General features: G+C 62.2%; 21 protein-coding genes. 10 read left to right on the top strand and 11 right to left on the bottom strand.

The window, feature by feature from the left end; genetic code table 11:
• Positions 1-37 precede the first annotated feature (37 nt).
• From NCR39_RS27290 to NCR39_RS27275, 4 genes are all read left to right on the top strand, one after another.
• On the top strand, positions 38-604 hold the full coding sequence (locus NCR39_RS27290; protein ID WP_250455736.1) for a TetR/AcrR family transcriptional regulator: 567 nt from the start codon (positions 38-40) through the stop codon (positions 602-604).
• 169 nt (positions 605-773) lie between these two features.
• Positions 774-1,595 carry a hypothetical protein gene (locus NCR39_RS27285; RefSeq protein WP_250455734.1) on the top strand — a complete coding sequence of 274 codons (822 nt, stop codon included), beginning with the start codon at positions 774-776 and terminating at the stop codon, positions 1,593-1,595.
• 147 nt (positions 1,596-1,742) lie between these two features.
• Positions 1,743-3,098: a TAXI family TRAP transporter solute-binding subunit gene (locus tag NCR39_RS27280; RefSeq protein WP_250455732.1), complete on the top strand. Its 1,356-nt coding sequence runs from the start codon at positions 1,743-1,745 to the stop codon at positions 3,096-3,098.
• A 12-nt stretch (positions 3,099-3,110) separates the two neighbouring features.
• Positions 3,111-4,685 carry a phospholipase D family protein gene (locus tag NCR39_RS27275; protein ID WP_250455730.1) on the top strand — a complete coding sequence of 525 codons (1,575 nt, stop codon included), beginning with the start codon at positions 3,111-3,113 and terminating at the stop codon, positions 4,683-4,685.
• Between the two features lie 30 nt (positions 4,686-4,715).
• On the opposite strand, the gene NCR39_RS27270 is transcribed toward NCR39_RS27275, so the two are convergent.
• The 4 genes from NCR39_RS27270 to NCR39_RS27255 all read right to left on the bottom strand — a co-directional run bounded on the left by NCR39_RS27270 (position 4,716) and on the right by NCR39_RS27255 (position 9,138).
• Entirely contained in the window at positions 4,716-5,693 is a 978-nt protein-coding gene (locus NCR39_RS27270; RefSeq protein ID WP_040052498.1) for an aldo/keto reductase, read from the bottom strand.
• A gap of 209 nt (positions 5,694-5,902) precedes the next feature.
• The gene (locus NCR39_RS27265) at positions 5,903-7,246 is read right to left on the bottom strand and encodes an MFS transporter (protein WP_250455728.1); all 1,344 of its coding nucleotides are present in this window, start codon (positions 7,244-7,246) and stop codon (positions 5,903-5,905) included.
• 156 nt (positions 7,247-7,402) lie between these two features.
• Positions 7,403-8,311, bottom strand: a complete 909-nt coding sequence (locus tag NCR39_RS27260; protein WP_250455726.1) for an SMP-30/gluconolactonase/LRE family protein — start codon at positions 8,309-8,311, stop codon at positions 7,403-7,405.
• Positions 8,308-9,138, bottom strand: coding sequence for an NAD-dependent epimerase/dehydratase family protein (locus NCR39_RS27255; protein WP_250455725.1), 831 nt, complete (start codon positions 9,136-9,138; stop codon positions 8,308-8,310). The genes NCR39_RS27260 and NCR39_RS27255 overlap by 4 nt, the downstream gene beginning before the upstream one ends.
• A gap of 188 nt (positions 9,139-9,326) precedes the next feature.
• Between NCR39_RS27255 and NCR39_RS27250 the strand changes: the two genes are divergently transcribed.
• Positions 9,327-10,340 (top strand): LacI family DNA-binding transcriptional regulator, encoded by a 1,014-nt coding sequence (locus tag NCR39_RS27250; RefSeq protein WP_250455723.1) that lies wholly within the window; start codon positions 9,327-9,329, stop codon positions 10,338-10,340.
• A 38-nt stretch (positions 10,341-10,378) separates the two neighbouring features.
• On the opposite strand, the gene NCR39_RS27245 is transcribed toward NCR39_RS27250, so the two are convergent.
• Positions 10,379-11,668, bottom strand: a complete 1,290-nt coding sequence (locus tag NCR39_RS27245) for an MFS transporter (RefSeq protein ID WP_250455721.1) — start codon at positions 11,666-11,668, stop codon at positions 10,379-10,381.
• 412 nt (positions 11,669-12,080) lie between these two features.
• Between NCR39_RS27245 and NCR39_RS27240 the strand changes: the two genes are divergently transcribed.
• The 3 genes from NCR39_RS27240 (at position 12,081) to NCR39_RS27230 (ending at position 15,867) form a co-directional block, all read left to right on the top strand.
• Complete coding sequence (locus NCR39_RS27240) at positions 12,081-14,036, top strand: methyl-accepting chemotaxis protein (protein WP_250455719.1); 1,956 nt, start codon at positions 12,081-12,083, stop codon at positions 14,034-14,036.
• Positions 14,037-14,476: 440 nt separating this feature from the next.
• Positions 14,477-15,559 carry a glycosyltransferase family 2 protein gene (locus NCR39_RS27235; protein ID WP_250455717.1) on the top strand — a complete coding sequence of 361 codons (1,083 nt, stop codon included), beginning with the start codon at positions 14,477-14,479 and terminating at the stop codon, positions 15,557-15,559.
• Positions 15,560-15,609: 50 nt separating this feature from the next.
• Positions 15,610-15,867 carry a hypothetical protein gene (locus NCR39_RS27230; RefSeq protein ID WP_040052505.1) on the top strand — a complete coding sequence of 86 codons (258 nt, stop codon included), beginning with the start codon at positions 15,610-15,612 and terminating at the stop codon, positions 15,865-15,867.
• A 22-nt stretch (positions 15,868-15,889) separates the two neighbouring features.
• Here NCR39_RS27230 and NCR39_RS27225 read toward each other — a convergent pair whose 3' ends face one another.
• From NCR39_RS27225 to NCR39_RS27210, 4 genes are all read right to left on the bottom strand, one after another.
• On the bottom strand, positions 15,890-16,234 hold the full coding sequence (locus NCR39_RS27225; protein WP_040052506.1) for a response regulator: 345 nt from the start codon (positions 16,232-16,234) through the stop codon (positions 15,890-15,892).
• Between the two features lie 96 nt (positions 16,235-16,330).
• The gene (locus tag NCR39_RS27220) at positions 16,331-17,125 is read right to left on the bottom strand and encodes an EAL domain-containing protein (protein WP_250455713.1); all 795 of its coding nucleotides are present in this window, start codon (positions 17,123-17,125) and stop codon (positions 16,331-16,333) included.
• A gap of 109 nt (positions 17,126-17,234) precedes the next feature.
• Complete coding sequence (locus NCR39_RS27215; RefSeq protein ID WP_250455711.1) at positions 17,235-17,777, bottom strand: hypothetical protein; 543 nt, start codon at positions 17,775-17,777, stop codon at positions 17,235-17,237.
• A gap of 23 nt (positions 17,778-17,800) precedes the next feature.
• Positions 17,801-18,655 carry an oxidoreductase gene (locus tag NCR39_RS27210; protein WP_250455710.1) on the bottom strand — a complete coding sequence of 285 codons (855 nt, stop codon included), beginning with the start codon at positions 18,653-18,655 and terminating at the stop codon, positions 17,801-17,803.
• Positions 18,656-18,966: 311 nt separating this feature from the next.
• Here NCR39_RS27210 and NCR39_RS27205 point away from each other — a divergent pair, with 311 nt between their 5' ends.
• Both NCR39_RS27205 and NCR39_RS27200 read left to right on the top strand, forming a co-directional pair.
• Positions 18,967-19,170 carry a cold-shock protein gene (locus tag NCR39_RS27205; protein ID WP_008347993.1) on the top strand — a complete coding sequence of 68 codons (204 nt, stop codon included), beginning with the start codon at positions 18,967-18,969 and terminating at the stop codon, positions 19,168-19,170.
• A 220-nt stretch (positions 19,171-19,390) separates the two neighbouring features.
• Positions 19,391-19,825: a hypothetical protein gene (locus NCR39_RS27200; RefSeq protein ID WP_250455911.1), complete on the top strand. Its 435-nt coding sequence runs from the start codon at positions 19,391-19,393 to the stop codon at positions 19,823-19,825.
• Here the strand turns inward: NCR39_RS27200 and NCR39_RS27195 are convergent.
• Positions 19,796-20,020 (bottom strand): hypothetical protein, encoded by a 225-nt coding sequence (locus NCR39_RS27195; RefSeq protein ID WP_250455707.1) that lies wholly within the window; start codon positions 20,018-20,020, stop codon positions 19,796-19,798. The two genes, NCR39_RS27200 and NCR39_RS27195, sit on opposite strands and share 30 nt — an antisense overlap.
• Before the next feature lie 26 nt (positions 20,021-20,046).
• A complete protein-coding gene (locus NCR39_RS27190; protein WP_250455705.1) occupies positions 20,047-20,814 on the bottom strand; it encodes a sulfite exporter TauE/SafE family protein in 768 nt (255 codons plus the stop codon).
• Positions 20,815-20,876 lie beyond the last annotated feature (62 nt).

Here is a 20,876-nt window from a genome sequence, read left to right as displayed (position 1 = left end):
GGTCAACCAACCAAGATCACGATGCGAGGCAGCCAGCGTGCAGGATCGTCGACAAATCATTCTCGAGGCCGCCCTCGCCACCCTGCGCGAAGAAGGCTATTCGGGCTTCACGCAGCCGCGCGTCGCCAAACGCGCCGGCGTGCGGCAAAGCCATCTCACCTACTATTTCCCGACGCGTCTCGAACTGATCGAAGCGGTCGCGCGCGCCGCCGTCAACGGTCAGCTCGACGCACTCGATGCCTTCGCGGGAGAAGCGTCGCCGAAGGTCACGGCGGCGTCCATTGCCAACGTCGCCATGCGGCACGAGAACACACGCGTGCTGATGGCGCTCGCGCAGGCTTCCGACGAAGAGCCTTCGATACGGAGCCTGTTTCGCGAGTTCGCGGATGCCATCGCTCTGCGCATCACGCGCATGCTCGAATCGATGGGACTCGCCGTGAGCAAGGAGCACATCGCGATGATTCATGCGCTCGTCGTGGGACTCGCGGTGATCGAACTCGCGGTCGGACGCAGCGACGGCAAGCGGCGTGCGAGCGCGGCCATCGAAGCCCTTTTCGCGATGTTGCCGCGCACCGGCGAGCGCGCCGTTCAACCTTCGCGCTGACCTGCGCCTTTGGCGCGATTGCATCTTGCGTTTTGCATGCCGCATTCGATTGCCCGTCGGCGTGACATCGCGTGAAACAAGTCTGAGCGAGACTCCGCGGAAGCCTTCTCCTATAGTGAGCACGTCGCCACACACAACGCCGTGGCCCACGCACCGAGAGGACGCTTCCGTGAACGACAGATCGAATTTTGCATGCAAGCTCGTTTCATCCGCTGCGAAGACGGGACTGCGCCGGACGCTGATCGTCGTCAGTGCCGCAGCGCTCGCGTTGTCGAGCGGCTCGGCCTTTGCCGGCTGGGCGCGGGGCGGCACTGCCTATACCGGGCGCGGCGAATATAACGGCGCCCATTTCGGCTCGTGCGGCGGCGGGAGCTGCTCCCACGCGGGCGGTGTGATGAACCCGTGGGGCGGCGTCGCGACGAACTCGGGCACGGTCACGCGCACCGCGCCGGGCCAGTTCTCGAACGCCGGCACCGCATACGGCCCCAACGGGCGCTCGATGCAGCACGCGGGCGACACGAGTTGCGCGGGCGGATCGTGCTCGCACACCAGCAGCATGACCGGCCCCAACGGCAACACCGCAACCGGCGCGGACACCGTCACGCGCAACGCGCCGGGGCAATTTTCGTCCTCCGGCTCCGTGACCGGACCGAACGGCAACACCTCGACGCACAGCGCATCCACCAGTTGCGCCGGTTACACATGCAACCGGTACGGAACGGTCAACACAGCCAGCGGCGGCACCGTCGCCCATTCCGGCAGTGCGACGAGCGTCGCGCCGGGCGTCGTCGTGACCTCGGGGACGGCGGTCGCGACGACCGGCTCGCACAGCACGACGGTCATGACCGGCGGTGCCACGACGTCGAGCGCGGTAGTCGTGATGCCGCCTCCGCCGCCCGCGACCGTGTATGTCGCGCCCGCGCCGGCGCCGGCCGTATGGGTGCCCGGCCACTGGGCCGGCGCGGTCTGGATCCCCGCGCACTGGGCCTGAATACAAAATGCCAAAAGCGCCATCGCCGCTGTAGTCGTTGCCATCGACCGGGCGGCTGGCGCACACTGCGAGTCAACGCCGCCGCCAGGGAAGGCTCGACATGCTCAGTGTCTCGTTCGACGTACACGGATCGAGGGCAATCCGCTCATGACGCGGGATCGCATGCAGCGTCCGCATCTGCCGCACGATCACGCGAAAGGGGTCCTGCACGACCTCACGTGGACGGTCGGGCCCGTCTTGCTCGCCTTTGCGCTGGCGACCGCGCTCGTCGTCTGGCTCGTCGATCCCGCGCCGCCCAAGACGATCACGATGAGCGCCGGCCAGCCCGACAGCTCGCTCTATCAAACCGCGCAGGAATACGCAAAGATCCTCGCGCGCAACGGCATCACGTTGAAGGTGCTGCCCTCCGACGGCTCCGTGCAGAACCTCGAACGCCTCCTCGACCCTAAACAGAAGATCGATCTCGCGCTCGTGCAGGGCGGCATCGCGACTAAAGAGCAGGCGGTCTCTCTGATGTCGCTTGGCAGTGTGGCGTACGTGCCTATCGTCGTGTTTTATCGCGGCAAAGGGCTTACGTTGCTATCTCAACTGGAAGGCAAACGCATTGCGATCGGGCGCGAAGGCAGCGGCACACGCATGCTGTCGCTGAAGTTACTCGAAGCAAACGGCATTACGCCTGGCGGCAGCACCCAGCTTCTTCCAACGGACGGCCTGCAGGCCGCCACGCAACTGGTGAGCAACGAAGCGGACGCCGTGTTTCTCAGCGGTGACTCGGCCACGCGCGGGCTCATGTTGCGCCTGCTCAAGGTGCCCGGCATATCGGTGATGGACTTCAACGAAGCGAGCGCTTATACGCGGCTCTTTCCGTATCTCGACGACATTGAATTGCCACCCGGCGTGCTCGATCTTGGCCGACGCATTCCGCCGGCGACCGTGCATCTGATCAGTCCGACGGTTGAGTTGGTTGCGCGCACCAGCCTGCATCCCGCGTTATCCGATCTATTGATCGAAGCTGCGCAAGAAGTGCATGGCATGGCGGGATTGTTGCAGCGCGCGGGTCAGTTTCCGAGTCCCGTCGCGCATGAGTTTCCAATCAGCGAAGACGCAAGCCGCTATTATCGTTCTGGCAAAAGCTTTCTCTATCGCACGCTGCCATTCTGGCTCGCGAACATTGCGGACCGCGCGCTTGTGTTGCTGCTGCCCGTCGCGGTGCTTATTTTTCCTGCGTTGCGGGTCGTGCCCGCGTTATATCGATGGCGCGTGCGCTCGCGTATCTATCGCTATTACGGTGCGTTGATTGCAATCGAACGCGGCGCAATGCATATGTCGAGCGATGAAGAACGACGTGCGCTACTCGTCGAACTCGACTACATCGAAGAATCACTCGATACGCTCAAGCTGCCGCTTGCCTATACGGATGCGCTCTATGTGCTTCGCGAGCATATCGGCTTCGTGCGTTCGCGATTGAATGGCACAGTACGCAAGGAACGCAGCACCGTTTAGGAGGCGATGCCCATGCTCAAGCAAGCGGTGACGAGATTGCATTGCGCGATCATCATGCTCGCTTTGATGACGGCATGCGCGAGCCTTCCGCCTCAAAGCGGCCGCACGCCGAGCTACGCTTTCACGCAGACAACCGATACGCGCTTAAGCAAGGCTTTTAATGCAAGTGAGTTGCTTCACCCCGACGAGAATGCATTTCATCTCTTGTCCGATGGAATGGATGCGCTCGTCGCGCGCGTCGTGCTTTCGGAAACCGCGGACCGATCGCTCGATCTCCAGTACTACATCTGGCACGACGATCTCACTGGCCGCGCGATGGCCGCATCGGTATTGCGCGCGGCGGATCGCGGCGTGCGTGTGCGATTGCTGCTCGACGACCTCGGCACCAACGCCGACGACAATCTCCTGCTCGCGCTCGCCTCGCATCCAAACATACAGGTACGGCTTTTCAATCCGGTGGCGAATCGTACTTTCAAGCGGCTCGGCTCCGCAGTCGAGTTCTTCAGGGTGAACCGGCGCATGCATAACAAGTCGCTCGTCGCCGATAACCAGGCGGCGATTCTCGGCGGCCGCAATATTGGCGACGAGTATTTCGGTGCGTCGAGCACGGTGGCATTCGGCGATCTCGATGTGCTCGTGCACGGTCCTGTCGTGCGCGAAGTATCGGATGCGTTCGATCTCTATTGGAATTCCGATGCGGCGTATCCTATCGACAATCTCATGGGCCGCCATGCGGATGCGAACTCACTCGCAACGTATAGAAGCCGGCTCGATGCGTATCTGCTGTCTGAAACTCACTCGCCGTATGTCGCGCAAACAAGGCAACGTATCGCGCAAGCGATCGAATCGCACGATGCATCTTTCGCATGGGGCAAAGCCACTTTACTCTATGACGATCCCGCCAAAATCACGCGCAACCCGGACGACAGCGAAGGCCGCCTCATGTCGCGATTCAGGGCGCTCAAGCTCGAACCGAAGCGTGAATTGCTGATTGTGTCGCCCTATTTCGTGCCGCGCGAAGCGGGCGTGAAGTGGCTGCAAGGGATGACCGCGCGCGGCGTGCGCGTGACTGTGTTGACCAATTCTTTGGCCGCCACCGATGTAGCCGCCGTCCATGCGGGATATCAACGGTATCGCAAGCAAATGCTGGAAGCGGGCGTGCGGCTCTATGAACTCAAGCCTGCGGCTTCCGGCGATCAAAAGGACAAAGACAAAGAAAATAAAGCGATGTTCGGCTCGTCGAAGGCCTCGCTGCATGCGAAGACTTATGTATTCGACCGCGAACGCATCTTTATCGGTTCGATGAATCTGGACCCGCGCTCCGTCGAACTGAATACGGAAATAGGCGTCTATTGCGAAAGCCCGCAAGCGGCGCAGCAAGTCGCGGATGGTATCGGGACGAATATCGATCGCATTGCGTGGCGTGTGGAATTACAGCCGAATGCCGATGGCAGTCAACACATGGTCTGGATCGACACTGACGCAAACGGCGCGGTCACAACGCTGGACAGCGAGCCCGATGTCTCGACGTTCAGGCGCGCGACGATATGGATGCTGGGCCTCTTGCCGATCGAGTCGCAACTGTGAGGCAGGATTGCGACTCGAACGTCGATAGACTTATTTGAAGCCCGCGACCGCATGCGGCACATACGGCGCTTCGAGCTGCGCGATTTCGTCGGCCGTGAGATTCAGCGACAGCGCCGCGACCGCATCGCTGACGTGATTCGGCTTCGATGCCCCGATGATCGGCGCACTGACGGGCGACTTTTGCGCGACCCATGCGAGCGCCACTTGAGCACGCGGCACACCGCGCGCCTTGGCAACCGTTGCGACGGCTTCGACCACGGCTTTGTCCGCATCATGCGTCTGATAAAGCGTGCTGCCGAAGGCATCGGTTTGCTGACGCTCGCTCGTCGCATCCCACTCGCGCGTGAGACGGCCGCGCGCAAGCGGACTCCATGGCAACACGCCGATGCCCTGATCCTTGCATAGCGGAAGCATCTCGCGCTCTTCTTCGCGATACAGCAGATTCAAGTGATTCTGCATCGTCTTGAACTCGGTCCAACCTTTTGCGCGCGACGTATAAAGCGCTTTGCTGAATTGCCAGGCATACATCGACGACGCGCCGATATAACGGGCCTTGCCCGCCTTCACGACATCGTGCAACGCTTCGAGTGTCTCTTCGATCGGCGTCGTGTAATCCCAGCGGTGAATCTGATAAAGATCGACGTAATCGGTGCCGAGGCGCCTCAGGCTGTTATCGATTTCATTGAAGATCGCCTTGCGCGAAAGGCCCGCGCCATTCGGACCGGGCCGCATGCGATTGAATACCTTGGTCGCGATCACGATGTCATCGCGCTTCGTCATCTCGCGCAATGCACGTCCGACAATTTCTTCCGATGTGCCATCGGAGTAAGTATTCGCGGTATCGAAGAAATTAATGCCTGCATCCAGCGCTTGCTGGATGATGGGACGGCTCTGCTCTTCGTTGAGCGTCCAGGGATGCGTGCCGCGTTCAGGCACGCCGAAGGTCATGCATCCAAGGCACAGCCGCGACACGTCCAGGCCGGTCGTGCCGAGTTTCACGTAGTCCATCGGGGAATCTCCTTGCCGTCGACTGCTTTTCTGAAAGCACGAAGACTTCGACGTCTTCGTGCGCGAGAGGCGAAAAGCATAGACATTAGCGCAGGTTGGCCGCGCTTGCTTGTCTTACAGTCGTTAAGCACCGTAAGTATTGCTTGCAAGGAATCGATGCAAACTTACTCGCACAGCGCCGAGCGGCGCTGTGCGTTTTCTCAAGCGCCTCAGGAACGCGCGGGCTCGCCCTCTTCCATCTCACGCCCGTGAGAAATGGCCTCCAAGGCCGGATCGTGATGAAGCAGCAGGACCGCCGCTACGCCAACCATGCCCGCCCCCGCGAGGCAAAGCAGGCCCGCACCGAAACCGCCCGTGCTGTCTTTAATCCAGCCCATTGCATAAGGCCCGAAGAAGCCCGCGAGATTGCCCAGTGAGTTGATTGCTGCGATTCCGCCCGCCGCCGCTGCACCCGAGAGAAACGATGCAGGCAGCGTCCAGATCACCGGCAGACAGCCGAAGATACCGAAGCCTGCAATCGACAGCGCGATCATCTTCAGCACCGGATTGTCGAGTCCCGCCGATGCCGCGATGCCGCCCGCCGCGACCATCAGCGCAATGGCGACGTGCCAGCGTCGTTCGAGCTTGCGATCCGAATGACGGCCCCAGAGCACCATGCTGACGACACCGACTGCATACGGCAGAGACGTCACGAAACCAGTCTGAAGATTCGTCAGGCCAAACGCCTTGACGATCTGCGGCAAGAAGAAACTCAAGCCGTAATTGGTCGCGTTTGCACCGAAATAGATCAGTGCGATAGCGAGCACGCGCGGATTGAAGAGCGCTTCTTTCACGCTAAAGGAATGCACCGACTCACGATGCGCGCGTTCGTGCGCTTGCCGGTTGACGAGCCAGTTGCGCTCATCGTCGGCGAGCCAGTGTGCGTTCGCGGGCTTGTCCGTGAGGTAGAAGAACACGACGAACGCGAGTATGAGCGCGGGAAATGCTTCGATCAGATAAAGCCACTGCCAGCCCTGCATTCCGCCGATGCCGTCCATCTGCAGCAACGCGCCCGAGATGGGGCCGCCGATCACGGTGGACAACGGAATCGCCGCCATGAAATAGCCGACGACGCGCCCGCGATATTTCGCCGGGAACCACAGCGTCAACAGGTAAATGATGCCGGGGAAGAAGCCCGCTTCCGCGATGCCCAGCAACACGCGCAGTCCAAAGAACACATACGCGTTCGACAAGCCCGTCGCCTGCGCGATATGCGGGATGTACGCCATCAGCGCGGCGAGAATGCCCCACGTGAACATGATCCGCGCGATCCACTTGCGTGCGCCGAATCGTTCGAGCAACAGGTTGGACGGGACTTCGAAAAAGAAATAGGCGATAAAGAAAATGCCCGCGCCAAGACCAAAGGCGCTCGCCGAAAAGCCGAGCGCCTTGTTCATTTGCAGTGCAGCAAAGCCGACATTGACGCGATCGAGATAGGCGATGAAGTAACAGAGAATCAGAAACGGCACGAGACGTAACATCACGCGCTTCATGGTGCGAGTTTCAAGGTCCATCAATGTCTCCTCCGTTATAGGGAACAGGCAGATCGTTGACTTGCAATCGACTTGCGCAGCCTACTCTTTAAGGAGGAACTGCAGAACTGGTGTTTAGCCTGTGTTTTGCCGAAAAAACACCGGAAAGAGGCGCTTTCACGCGCCTCTTCGTGACGTTTATGCGACCGGTAACATTCCTGCGTAGCCGGGCTCCGGTAATCCTTGCACGCCGGGACGCAAAGCGAACACGCAACCGTCGTCGTCGGTGGCGTTGGAAGCGGGACGGATCGATGTCACGTAGAGCGTGGAAAGATCGTCGCCGCCGAATGCGCACATCGAAGGCTTGATGGCCGGCACCGCGACGGTGCGATCGAGCTTGCCCTCCGGCGTGAAGCGCAAGAGGCAGCCGGCATCGTTTGCGCAGGTCCAGTAGCAGCCATCGGCATCGACCGCCGCGCCATCGGGACGCCCCACGTGATGATTCAGATCCACGAAAACGCGACGGTCATGCGGCACGCCCGTGTCGGTATCGAGATCGAAGGCCCAGATCAGGCGTCTTTGCGGATGCGAATCGGACAGATACAGGGTCGCGCCATCCGGCGAAAACGCGAGGCCGTTCTGCGTGATGAGTCCGTCGACGATCGGCGCGGACAGCGTGCCATCCGCATCGAAGCGATAGAGCGCGCCCGCGGTGCTCGCCTGCGCCATGTCCTGCACCATCGTGCCGGCCCAGAAGCGGCCCTGCCGGTCGCAGCGGCCATCGTTGAAGCGCATTTCGGATGCACCGAAGCGCGGCGCGGCGAGCTTCGTCAAACGCACATCGCCCGCGTCTTGCAGCGTCACCGCGAAGAGCCCGCTTTCCATGCCCGCGACGATGGTGCCCGCCGCATCGAATGCAAAACACGCGACTTGTTCGGGCAGCGTCCATTCGCTGCGCTGCCCGCTCTCGGTGCGCAACCGCACGATGCGCCGCGCGGGAATGTCGACCCAATACAGCGCGCGGTCTTTTGCATGCCAAACAGGACACTCGCCGACCGCCGCGCGCCCTGCCGCTTCGATCCGCTCCACGCGAGGCGTGCTAGTCATCGGCTGCGCTCCATCGGCTCGCCGAGCACGAACGCGCCGCCCTGGAACCGCTGCGCCGGATCGTCGTGATCGTCGGTGGGCGCGCGCACCGGAAAGCGGTCGCTGAACTCGGCCGAGCTGTCCTGCGGATCGAAGCCGAGAAAGTTCGCCTTCGTGTTGTCCCACCACTTGAGCGGATTGTTCGACGCGCCGTACACCACGGCATGCCCGACGCGATTCGTGAACAGCGAGCAGCGCACGAGTTCGATGAAATCGCGATAGCTGAGATAGGTCACGAGCATGCGCGGATTCTTCGGCTCCTCGAACGACGACCCGATGCGCAGGCACACCGTCTCGATGCCGAAGCGGTCGAAGTAATAGCGCGACAGCGATTCGCCGAAGCACTTCGTCACGCCGTAGAGGCTGTCGGGGCGCTGCGGCGCGTCGGCGTCGAGCACTTCCGTCACGGGATGAAAGCCGATCGCATGGTTCGAACTCGCGAACACCACGCGCTTCACGCCGTGACGCCGCGCCGCTTCATAGATGTTGTACGTGCCGCGGATGTTCGCCTCGATCAGGTCGTCGAACGGCGCTTCGACCGAAATGCCGCCGAGATGCACGATCGCATCGACGCCCTCCACCAGACGCATGACCGCGTCGCGGTCCGCGAGATCTACCGCGCTCACTTCTTCGTGGGCGGCTGCGTCGTCGATCGGCGCGATGTCGGATGCACGCACCACATCGGCCCATTGCGCGAGCGCGCCGCGCAACTGACGGCCCAAATTGCCGGCGGCGCCGGTCAGGAGCAGGCGCTTGAACGGCTTGCCCGCTGCTGTTGACTGGTTCATCGCAACACTCCTCTCGAATGCGTAAAAAGCAGAATGAAGTAAAACGTTTTCCGCACTATAGCGATCCGCGCAACCCGCCGTCAAATGGCATTTTGTCGATTGCATGCCGCATGCAAAAAACATTTCGACCGCGCCGTTTTCTGCGACAATCCGAAAATATTGGAAAAGTCAGAGAAAACGTTACCTCGATGAAGAAAAACTCTCCGACCATTCGCGACGTCGCCGCCGCAGCGGGCGTTTCGGTCGCGACGGTGTCCAAATACATCAACGGCGCGCAGCGCTTCTCGGCGCCGGTCGAAGCGCGGCTTAAGGAGGCCATCGAATCGCTCGGCTATCGCTCGAATCCGCTTGCGCGCTCGATGATCACCGGCCGCACGCGCACCATCGGCCTCACGATTCTCGACATCAGCAATCCGCACTTCACCAACGTCGTGAAAGGCGCGAACCGCATCGCGCTGCGGCACGACTACACGCTGCTTCTCGTCGATATCGACGAACAGCAGGCACGCGAGCGGCCGCTGATCGAAGCGTTGTCGCAGCGCGTGGACGGGCTGATCGTCAGTTCGCGTCTGCCCGATGAGGACGCGCGCTGGATGCTCGATCTCGACAAGCCCGTCGTTCTGTTGCGTAACGCCGAGGCGCTGCCGATTCCGAGCGTCGGCATCGACAACCGGCTCGCCGCGCACATGCTCGCGCGGCATCTGCTGAACCTCGGGCATCGGCATATTGCATACCTCGGCTTCGGCCAGGCGCGCATCAACGACGAACGCATCCGCGGCGTGCGCGAGTGTCTCGAAGAAGCCGGCCTCGAACTCGACGTGCACGACGCCCACGCGCCGACCGCGCTCGCCGGCGAACATGCCTGCTCGCGCGTGATGCTCGGACCGAAGCGGCCGCAAGCGGTGATTTGCTACAACGACCTCATCGCGCTCGGCTTCATGAAGGAAGCGGCGACGCTCGGCATTCGCGTGCCGCAGGACGTGTCGGTGACGGGCATCGACAACGTGCCTTACGGCGCCTACGCCGCGCCCGGCCTCACCACCGTCGACATCCAGAGCGAGAAGATGGGCGAACTCGCGATGCAGAAACTCATCGACGCACTCGCCGGTCACCCCGATCCCGGCAACTCCATGTTCGAGCCGCGCCTCATCGTGCGTGAATCGACCGCGGCTGCGGCGTCCATGACAGCAACGAGCACGTGAAGCGCGGCGCATGATCCCGACGCTCGCGACGTTCGCAATCAGGCGCCGAGTTTCGCGGGCGTCATCTTCGGCGTGAGGACGTGCATCACGCCGAACGCCACGAGATACGCGAGCGCGCCGATGGCGAACAGCGCCCAGTACTGACCGGTGCGTTGCAGGACCTGGCCGATCACTTCCGAGAACAGCACGCCGCCGACCGAACCCGCCATCCCGCCGATACCGACCACCGCGCCGACCGCGCGCTTCGGGAACAGGTCCGATGCCGTCGTGAAGAGGTTGGCCGACCAGCCCTGATGCGCCGCCGCCGCGAGACCGACGATACTCACCGCGATCCACAGGTCGTGAACCTGCGAAACGAATGCAATCGGCAACACGCAGCATGCGCAGATCAGCATTGCAGTTTTGCGTGCAGCATTCACGCTCCATCCCGAGCGCAAGAGCGCCGACGAAATCCATCCCCCGCCGATACTGCCCACCGTGGTGATCGCGTAGATCACGACGAGCGGCAAGCCGATGTGCTGCATGTCCATGCCGCGCGATTCGTTCAGCCACTTCGGCAGCCAGAACAGATAGAACCACCACACCGGGTCGGTCAGGAACTTGCCGACGATGAACGCCCACGTTTCGCGCTTGCGAATGAGCACGCCGAAGCCGGGCGCGGCGGCCTTCGCGTTGCGCGCATCGGCGGCGGCGGCTTCGTCGTTCTCTTCGGCGAGTTCGTCGTCATGCGCGCTGCCGTCCGGCTGGCGATACATGACGAACCACACGGCGAGCCACACGAGGCCGATTGCGCCGATGATCACGAACGCCGCGCGCCAGCCGAACGCCACCGCGAGCGCCGGGATGATGGCGGGCGCGAAGACCGCGCCGATGTTCGCGCCTGAATTAAAAATACCAGTTGCCAGCGCGCGTTCGCGGCGCGGGAACCATTCCGCCGTCGTCTTGATGGCGGCGGGAAAGTTGCCGCCTTCGCCGATGCCGAGCAGCGCGCGGACCATCGCGAAGCCCATTACCGATCCGACCGCCGCATGCAGCATCGCGGCGATGCTCCAGACGAACATCGCGAGCGCGTAGGAGATGCGCGTCCCGAGCCAGTCGACGATGCGCCCGAAGCACAGCAGGCCGACCGCATAGAAAGCGGAGAACGCGATCACGATGCGGCCGTACTGCACCTGCGTCCAGCCGATGTCGTGCTGGAGCAGCGGCGCGAGCAGACCGAGAATCTGCCGGTCCATGTAGTTGATGACGGTCGCGAAGAAGAGCAACGCACACACGGTCCAGCGATAACGGCTCGCGGCACGCACGACGCCGACGACGGCTGTTTGCATGAAAGTCTCCGGTACGCGGCGGCGCTCGTCGGACCGCGTGTCTTTTGTTCATGGACGGCGACGAGCGCCGTAGGCGTGGCGTCGCTCGAAGGCACGCACGCCACTGGAGTTTTTCTTGGAAAACGTTTTTCTAAAGGATATAGACGATGGCGGGGAGGCGGTAGCCTAGGACTTTCCCTAGCGCCGTCTCAGAAGCGCTGCCATCAAGCGTCGCGCCGCGAGACGAGAAGTCTCGAACGACCGTCAATCGTTTTCTGTGAGACGCGAAAATGGCATTTTGCATGCGGCATGTTGCATGCCGCATGCAAACGACCGCTCGACGCGAGAGCACGTTTGCCTCAAGTCGAGGCCGTCTGTTGCCGATATAGACACGACAACGTTTCAACTCTCCGGTAACTCTCCAGTCCTTCCCATGCCCCACATCTCTCTGGCCCGCACGAACGTCGGGGCCAAATTTGCCGCTATCGCGTGTGCGCTTGCGGCAATCGTCGTTGCGAGCTTCACGCTCGCCGTCACGCGCTCGGCCGGCGATCAGATCGACGCGCACGCGATCGCCCGCGTCGAAAGCGACAACCGTTCGATCGTCACGATGATCGGCCTCTACGACACGGCCGTCAGCGCTGAAGTCTCGCGCTTCATGACGATGTTCTCGCGTCGCCTGCAGGACAGCTTCACGCTCGATGAAGCGCATACGGTCGATATCGGCGGGGTCGCGACGCCGACCCTCCTCACCGGCGACAAGCCCCTGAACGGCGACTTCTCCATTCCCGATGCGTTCCTCGCGGAAAGCGGCGCCATCGCGACGGTGTTCGCGCGCACCGGCGACGACTTCGTGCGCGTGACGACCTCGCTCAAGAAGCAGGACGGCGCGCGCGCCATCGGCACGCTGCTCGATCGCAAGGGGCCGGCGTACCGGCCGGTGCTGAACGGCAAGTCGTATATCGGCATTGCGGCGCTGTTCGGCAAGCAGTACATCACCGAGTACAAGCCCGTGACGGATGCGTCGGGGCGCGTGATCGGCGCGCTCTTCGTCGGCGTCGACGTGTCGTCGGAGATGGCCGCGTTGCAGGACGATATTCGCAAGCTCACCATCGGCGAGAGCGGCTATCACTTCGTCGTCGATGCATCGAATGGCGCGAATCGCGGCAAGCTGCTCGTGCATCCGGATGGCGAAGGGCAAATGGCGGACGAACGCGTCGCGCCCTTCAAGCAGATGCTCGACACGCGCGAAGGCAAGCTCGCATTCGAAGGCGAGGACATTGCCGGCGCCAACGCGCGCGTGCATGGCGGCGCCAAGGAAATCGTCTATATGACGGTGCCGCAATGGAACTGGGTGATCGGCGGCATCGCGTATCGCGATGAATTGCTCGCCAGCGTGCACGCGAGCCGCAATCGCTTCCTGCTGCTCGGACTCGCGGTCATCGTCGCGCTCGTCGGCGTGCTGCTGTTGGCGGTGAAGCGTCTCATCGGCCGTCCCATCGATGAAGTCACGCGCGCGTCGGAACGCATCGCAGCGGGCGATCTCACCGTGCGCATCGATACGGACCGCGAAGACGACATCGGCCGCCTCATGCGCGCGATCGACGGCATCGCGCAAGGGCTTGCAGGCATCGTCGCGCAAGTGCGCAGCGCATCCGCCGACATGACGGACGGCACCGCGCGCATTGCATCGGGCAGCACCGACATTGCATCGCGCATCGCGACGCAGGCCGCAAGCGTCGAGGAAACCGCGGCCAGCATGGAAGAGATCACGTCGACGGTGCAGCACAACGCCGCGAACACCGCGCAGGCGGGCACGCTCGTCGCATCGGCGTCCGATGCCGCGCGTGAAGGCGGCGAAGCAGTGGGCCGCGTCGTCGAGACGATGAACGAGATCGATGCATCCGCGCGCCGCATCGCGGACATCACCGCGACGATTGAAGGCATCGCGTTTCAAACCAACATTCTCGCGCTCAATGCAGCGGTGGAAGCCGCGCGTGCGGGCGAGCACGGCAAGGGCTTCGCGGTGGTCGCATCCGAAGTGCGCGCGCTTGCGCAACGAAGCGCCGCCGCAGTGAAGGAGATCGAAGCGTTGATCGCCGAGTCCGCAGCCAAAGTCTCGCGCGGATACAAGATCGCCGAGCAGGCCAGCAGCACGATGAACGGCATCGTCGAACGCGTGACGCAAGTCAATGCGATCGTCGGTGAGATCGGCGTCGCGTCGCGCGAGCAGGCAAGCGGCATCGAGCAGGTCAATAGCGCGGTCATGCTGATTGGCGAAGCGACTCAGCAGAACGCGGCGCTCGTCGGCGAGGCTGAACATTCGACCGCTGAATTGCGCGACCATGCAGAGCGTCTTGCGCGCGCGGTCAGCATGTTCCGCGTGTGAGTTGCACAGGCTTTGTGCTTCATCGCATGAAGTCTGTGAGTCACATTGATGAACGCCGTGGCGGCGTTCATTCTTTTTGTACGGCTAACATGCATCGCACCGCGTGAATGAATCAAGCGCGGCACCGTTCTTGCGAAAGCATCTCACAGCACGCTTATACGCAGCAGGTCATACCAAAGCGAATTCGGGGGAACCCGCTTTGGAAATGTCGATCTACTGCGATTCCCCATCACATCCAGTGCATCACTTCGGGACTCAATTCCCGATGAGACGGCTCAACGTCGCCCTTCCATTGCATTCGATGCAATGACCGGGCGCGCCGCAGACATCATCGACAGACATTCGACTCAAGCACTCACTCGTCTGGGGCGCACGCAGCTTCGCGCGCCATTGCGTCAACCACGCGACGCAACCCTAACCATCAACGACGGAGCGTCCATATGTCCTTTGAACGTGACTCTGTGCAGTACAAAAGTCCGCTGCTCACCATCGTGGTGGCAGCCTATGAAGTCGAAGGCTATATAGAGGAAGCACTCGAATCCCTGCTTTCGCAGCCTCATATCGATGCAATGAAGATCATCGTCGTCGACGACGGCTCTCGTGACGAAACATACGCAGCGGCGCAAGCCGTTGCCGATCGCGACGGCGGCAGACATATCGAAGTCATGCGGCAAGCGAATGGCGGCGTGAGCGCCGCGCGCAACACGGGCCTTGCCGCCGTGCGCACGCCTTATGTCGGCTTTCTCGATGGCGACGACATCTATCTGAAGAACTTCACGCAAGCGGTCATTCCGCGATTGGCCGAAGACCAGTACGACCTCGTGGAATACAACGTCAAGATCATCGACGACGATGGCCGCGAACTCGACGGCCTCGAACTCGTGAACGCCGGAGAAGGCGGCGGCCATCCGATGAACCGCGATGCGCTACAGCAGTTCGCGGACACGTTTCACACTTTCGTGTGGGCGCGCGTTTATCGCACCGCGATGTTCAGGGACATGCAGTTCCCGGTTCGCCGGCAGTACGAAGACATGGCGCTCATACCGTCGCTGTACCTTCGCGCCAGGCGCTATTTTCGCGTGAGCGAGCCGTTGCTCGGCTATCGGCGGCGCTTCGGCAGCATCACGCAGAAGGCCACTTTGCACGACATGCGCGACTTGCGCATCAATGGCCGCGAAGCGCTTGCACGCTGCAATGGCGGCGAAATGGACGACTTCTGGCTGACCGTCTTCGACAAGGAGTTTCAGCGCGCCTGCCATGTGTGCGCACGCGTCGATCGCGCATCGTTCCGGGAAGCGTCGGACACGCTGTCGGACATGGCGGCGGATCATCGCGAAACACGGGCGAAACTGGCCGAGCGCAATGGCCGCGAAGTCGTCCGGCTTAAGCCATTCGATCTGAACGTGCGTGCGGATCGGTCCGTTCACTTTCTCAAGGCGCTCGTCAAGAAAATCTTGCGACGCAGCCTCGATCATCATCAGCGCGCGCGGCGGCCGGCTCCGTCGAATCAGTTGAGCGGCTGAGTGACCGGGCGCACGGGCGGCGGGCGTACATTTCGCAGTAAACTGCACGAATGGAAAAGTGCCCTTACTGCGAAAGAATCCGTGACGAATGGGACTGTCACGGACAAGACTGCCGTACCGCCATCGCACGTGCGCTGCGCCGACAGCGCATGGGCCTGCCCATGGTCCCGAACGTCATACGCAATGAAATCGCGGCAGGCGCGAGCACCGGCGAAGTGATCGCGCAACTGTCGCGTCAACGCTTGCGCGCACGACGCGCCAATGAAGAGCGTCGCGCGCGCAAAGCCGCCGAAGACATGGATCTCTAGCTAAAGAGAATCGCCAGGCGCTTTAGCACGCGTTCAGCACCGCTCTGAAGCCATCCGCGGTAAATGGCTTGAGGAAAAATCCGTCGAAGTGCTCGTGCGCATCATTCTGGTGCCGGTCGTCGCCGGTGACGGCCACGACACACGCGAGCCTGCTCGGACCCGCCGCGCGCAAACGCCGGCATAAATCGCGACCATCGACATCGGGCAAGCCGAGATCGAGGAAGATCGTGTCGTAGCTGTGGGCGGCGGCGAGCAGCATCGCCTGATGACCGTCATAGGCGACGTGCGCGACATGTCCCAGCGACACCGCGAGGTCTCGGAATGCATCGCAAAGATGGGTGTCATCTTCTACAAACAAGACAAGCATGATCGGTCATCCGGAAGCGTTGGTTCCCTTCCCATGCAAGGGCGTTGCCTTCGCGTTTTCAGTTCACGCAAGATTCACGCAAGAAGCGAGCCACGCTTAGAGAGCGAAAGATTGCGCGCTCAGCGAAGGAACCGCCGCAAAAGCGGGCTTGGCGAAGAAGTAGCCCTGCATCAGTGGCACATCGTTCGCGATGAAGAAGTCGCGCTCGCCCTTGGTCTCGATGCCTTCAGCGATCACGCGAATGCCGAGATCGCGGCAAATGGCGAGCACGCCGCGCACGATGCGTTGCCGCACCGTATCCGTATCGATGCCGCGCACGAGATCCATGTCGAGCTTGATGAGGTCCGGCTGGAAATCGGCGAGCAGCGTGAGGCCCGAGTAGCCCGCGCCGAAATCGTCGATAGCCGTCTGGAAACCGAAACGCTTATAGGCGCGAAAGATATCGACGAGATGCGGCCGGCTGATGATGTCCTCGCCTTCCACCGTCTCGAAGATGATTCGCTCGATCGGAAAGCCGTGCTTGTCCGCCGCTTCGAACGTACTGCGAATGCAGGCCTCGGGCCGATACACCGCGTTCGGCATGAAGTTGATCGAGAGGAAGCCTTCGAGCCCGAGTTGCGCGGCCTGCGCGATGGCCGTCGTGCGGCAGCGCTGGTCGAAGTGGTAGCGATTCTCGGCGTTCACCTGCCCCAACACCGTGCTTGCCGGTTCGCCTTGCGGACCGCGAACGAGCGCTTCGTGTGCATAGGCGACGCCGGCCTTGACATCGACGATCGGCTGAAACGCGAACGCAAGCGCGATCGTCGAATCGGGATCGGTCTTGCATCCCGCGCAGCCCGACGAAGCCGAATGAATTGCAATCGTGCTGGCAGCGCCTTTAGCATCGCTCATGAATGAATCCTGTATCTTTGTCCGATGCCGCGCTTCGACAAGTCAACATGACCGATCATGCAGGCGCGCATCAAGACTTTTAACGGCACGCGCTTTCCGGTCCTTTAATTCACTTGCAACGCTCGCGCATGGCTTTAAGGCGCATCTCGTCGATGATGCCGCGCTCGGTCATCGCTTCGAGCGCCTGCAATGCGGGCCGCGCGCCGCAGATCAAGGCGGCTTTCGCATCGGCATCGAGTTCCAGCGCAATCGCGCGCTTCGCGCCATGCGTTCGCCATGCTTTGAACAACATCGCCACGACGAACGCAAACACAGCACCAGGAACGGATACGCGCCACAGGTCATCGTCAGGCCACGCCGCGAACATGACGCACGGCCCTGCGATGAGCGCGGCCACGCCGAGCACGGTCCACGCGAAATCGAGCAAGAGCGCCGGCCGTTGCGTGGCATGCGCCACTTCATGCGCGATCACGAGGCGCAACAAAGGCTCGGGCAACAGAAGCGTGCGTGCATCGACTTCGATGCGATCGAAGAGCGCTTCATAGCACGGCCCCGAATTCGTCGCGACGAATCGCACGGCGGGCGGCTCGATGCCGAGCGCCGCCGCATCGGTCGCGACGAGACGCGAGACATGTTGCTCGGCCGTTTCCATGATGGATGCGAAGACAAACGCCGTCACTCGATAGGGTTATCGCTCCATGCGCTGCGTTCCTGCCACGCGCCGAGGTCCGCGTCGAGGCGCGCGAGCTTGCGGCGCACGAGGTCCATGCCCGCGTTGCCGAGCACGAGATGCGCAGGCGGCTGCGGCGCGAGCACCGCTTCGATGATGACTTGCGCCGCACGCGCGGGATCGCCCGCCTGCTTGCCGCTTTTCTCCGCGATGCTCGCGCGGCGGCGGCCCGCGACTTCGGCGTAATCGTCGATAGGCTGTTGCGTCTGCTTGAGCGAGCGCCCCGCCCAATCCGTGCGAAACGGTCCGGGCTCGACCGCGGTGACCTTGATGCCGAGCGCTTCCGTTTCGCGGGCAAGCGCTTCGCCCAGGCCCTCCAGCGCGAACTTCGTCGCCGCGTAGTAGCCGCTGCCGGGATTGCCGACGAGCCCGCCCACCGACGTGATATTGACGATATGCCCCGAGCGGCGCTCGCGCATGCCGGGCAGCACCGCGCGAATCATCGCGGCCGCACCGAAGAAGTTCGCTTCGAACATCGCGCGCACCTCGTCGTCCTCGCCTTCTTCGACGGCGGCGAGATAGCCGAAGCCTGCGTTGTTGACGAGCACGTCGACATGGCCGAACGCGTTGCGCGCATCGTGCATCGCGGCGGCGATTTCATCGGGGCGCGTGACGTCGAGACGAACGGCGATCGCGCGGCCATCCGCCCGTTCGACGAGGTCCGTCACGCTATCCGGGTTTCGCGCGGCAACGACTGCGCGCCAGCCGCGCTCGATGACGGCGGCGGCCAATTCCCGGCCGAAGCCGGTCGAGCAACCCGTGATGAACCAGACAGGCGATTCGTTCGACGACACTGACATTGCGAGTCTCCGTGAGAGGGATATTGACTCACTCATTGTGGACGCAACTTCGCCACTCTGCCCGGATGCCGCCGTCGCCTTCGCGTTGGGTAGTTCGTACGAAACCGTACAGACTCGTGAAACGCAAGGAGGAAAAATAAACCGGTATATTGCGAGCGGCCAAGTAATTTTGGCTTTTATGACGACCGTGCGGCAATAAGATAAGCAAAAACGCTTATTGGACCAAAATAGCAAGCCGTGGTAAAAATCACTGTCGCTCGAAACGGCGAGCGCATCATCAACGTTTAATTCGTCTCATAGGGTTTGGAAAAATGGCAACAGGTACGGTCAAGTGGTTCAATGATGCAAAGGGTTTTGGTTTCATCACGCCGGATGACGGCGGCGAAGACCTGTTTGCACATTTCTCCGAAATCCAGTCCAAGGGTTTCAAGTCGCTCCAGGAAAACCAAAAGGTGAGCTTCGAAGTCAAGCAAGGCCCGAAGGGCAAGCAGGCTTCGACCATCCAGCCGCTGTAATACAAGCGGTCTGCCTCGGTGCACAACGGCCCTTCGGGGCCGTTTGTTTTTTTGCGCGCGTCTAATCCGGCGTCGCGATAAATCAGTAGAATCGCGCATCGGCCCCGGCGCCGTGAGCGTCAGAAGCGTCCACCTCTTTCTCCGTACCTGCGTGAAGCCGCGAAGCAATCGACAAGAATTCCGTGCATGGGCACGGCCAACAACAAGTGCATTGCTCGTCATGCTCTGGTGCGTGATCGTCAACGCGCATGCGCAATCGTTTGCGGCCAACGCACGCGCGGTTCGCTTCGTGACCGCCGTCGTCATGGACGACTTTCACACGGCGCAAGCAGGCGGCGGCTATGTCTTCTCCTATGAGAAGCAGGAAACCGAAGCGACGCTGACGGCCAAGCTGGAACGCTGGCTTTCCGGCACCGCGCCCGATGCCCTTCACATGGAACCCGCGGAAAAGCAGACGCTCTTCAGCTTCTATTGGGCAGCGAGCATGATGCCCGCGAACTCCGCGTGTTTCGATTCCATCGCGCAACCGGCTTGCAGCGACGAACTCGCCAAGTGGATGGCGCGCGAACTTGCCGACGATCCCCGCTTCATTCGCGCCTATGAATCCGCAGCCAAGCCGCTCGGATTACCGCCGCTCGTGCGCAACGCGCGCTGAGTCACGTTGCCTGCATCGACGATACCGCGCAGCGCCGCGCTTCGCATGTTCGATGCGCGCGCACTGCGGACGGCGCGTCGGCGAGGCCGTGCGATCGGCGACGTCTTCACGATGCTCGCGCATCCATGCAATCTTGGCGGCCACGCTTGCGAGCACCGAAAGCGCACCGACGGTTTCGAGCAAGGCATCGATCATGATGGTTCGATAAGGAAGGTGGCGCGTCATCGATGCGACAGCATCGGCCCGTAAGTCTTCACGAAGAACGCGACCGTGATGCCTGCGCTCACGAGCAGCGTCCCTCCTCTGATGAGCGCGGGCGACGCGCGCCGGCCCACTTGCGCGCCGCCGTATCCGCCGGCAATCGCGGCCACGAGCATCGCGAGGGTCTCGGGCCAGCGCACGGCATGCGCCACGGCGAACGTGATTACCGCAACCGAATTCGCCGCGCTCACGAGCAGCGTGCGCGGCGCGTTGAGACTCTTCAGGTCGCGCGTGTCGAGCAAGCCCCACACGGCCATCATCATGATGCCGACCGCGCCGCCGAAATAGCCGCCATATACGCCGAGCGCGAATTGAATCGCGAGCACGGCGGGCGCGCCGATACGCCAGCGCTTGCGCAACGCTTCGCCGAGGCGTCGGCCGAAGGCGAGCGTCAGGCTCGCGCATAGCAGCAGCCAGGGCAAGACGAACGAGAATGTCGATGACGATGTCGACAGCAACAGCACCGCGCCGGCCAGGCCGCCGAACAGCGTCGCGACGAGCAGCTTGCGAATCGATACCGCGCCGACAGGACTCAGGCCATCGCGATACGCCCACGCGCTCACGGCGCCGCCGGGAAACAGCGCGACAGTCGACGAAGCGTTCGCCTGGACCGGTGGCACGCCCGCCGCGATGAGCGCGGGCAGACTCACGAACGATCCGCCGCCGGCCAGCGCATTCATTGCGCCCGCGACGAATCCCGCGAGGATCACTACGATGAGAGGTTCCATGCGGCAAATCGTAGCGAGCGCGGTGCGCGCTTACAATCTGGCATTTCCTTTGCGAGGCTTCG

The organism is Caballeronia sp. ATUFL_M2_KS44, from assembly GCF_023630965.1.
GTDB classification, from domain to species: domain Bacteria; phylum Pseudomonadota; class Gammaproteobacteria; order Burkholderiales; family Burkholderiaceae; genus Caballeronia; species Caballeronia concitans.
The sequence above is the reverse complement of the archived record's forward strand: the minus strand, read 5'-3'. Positions and strand labels throughout refer to the sequence as shown.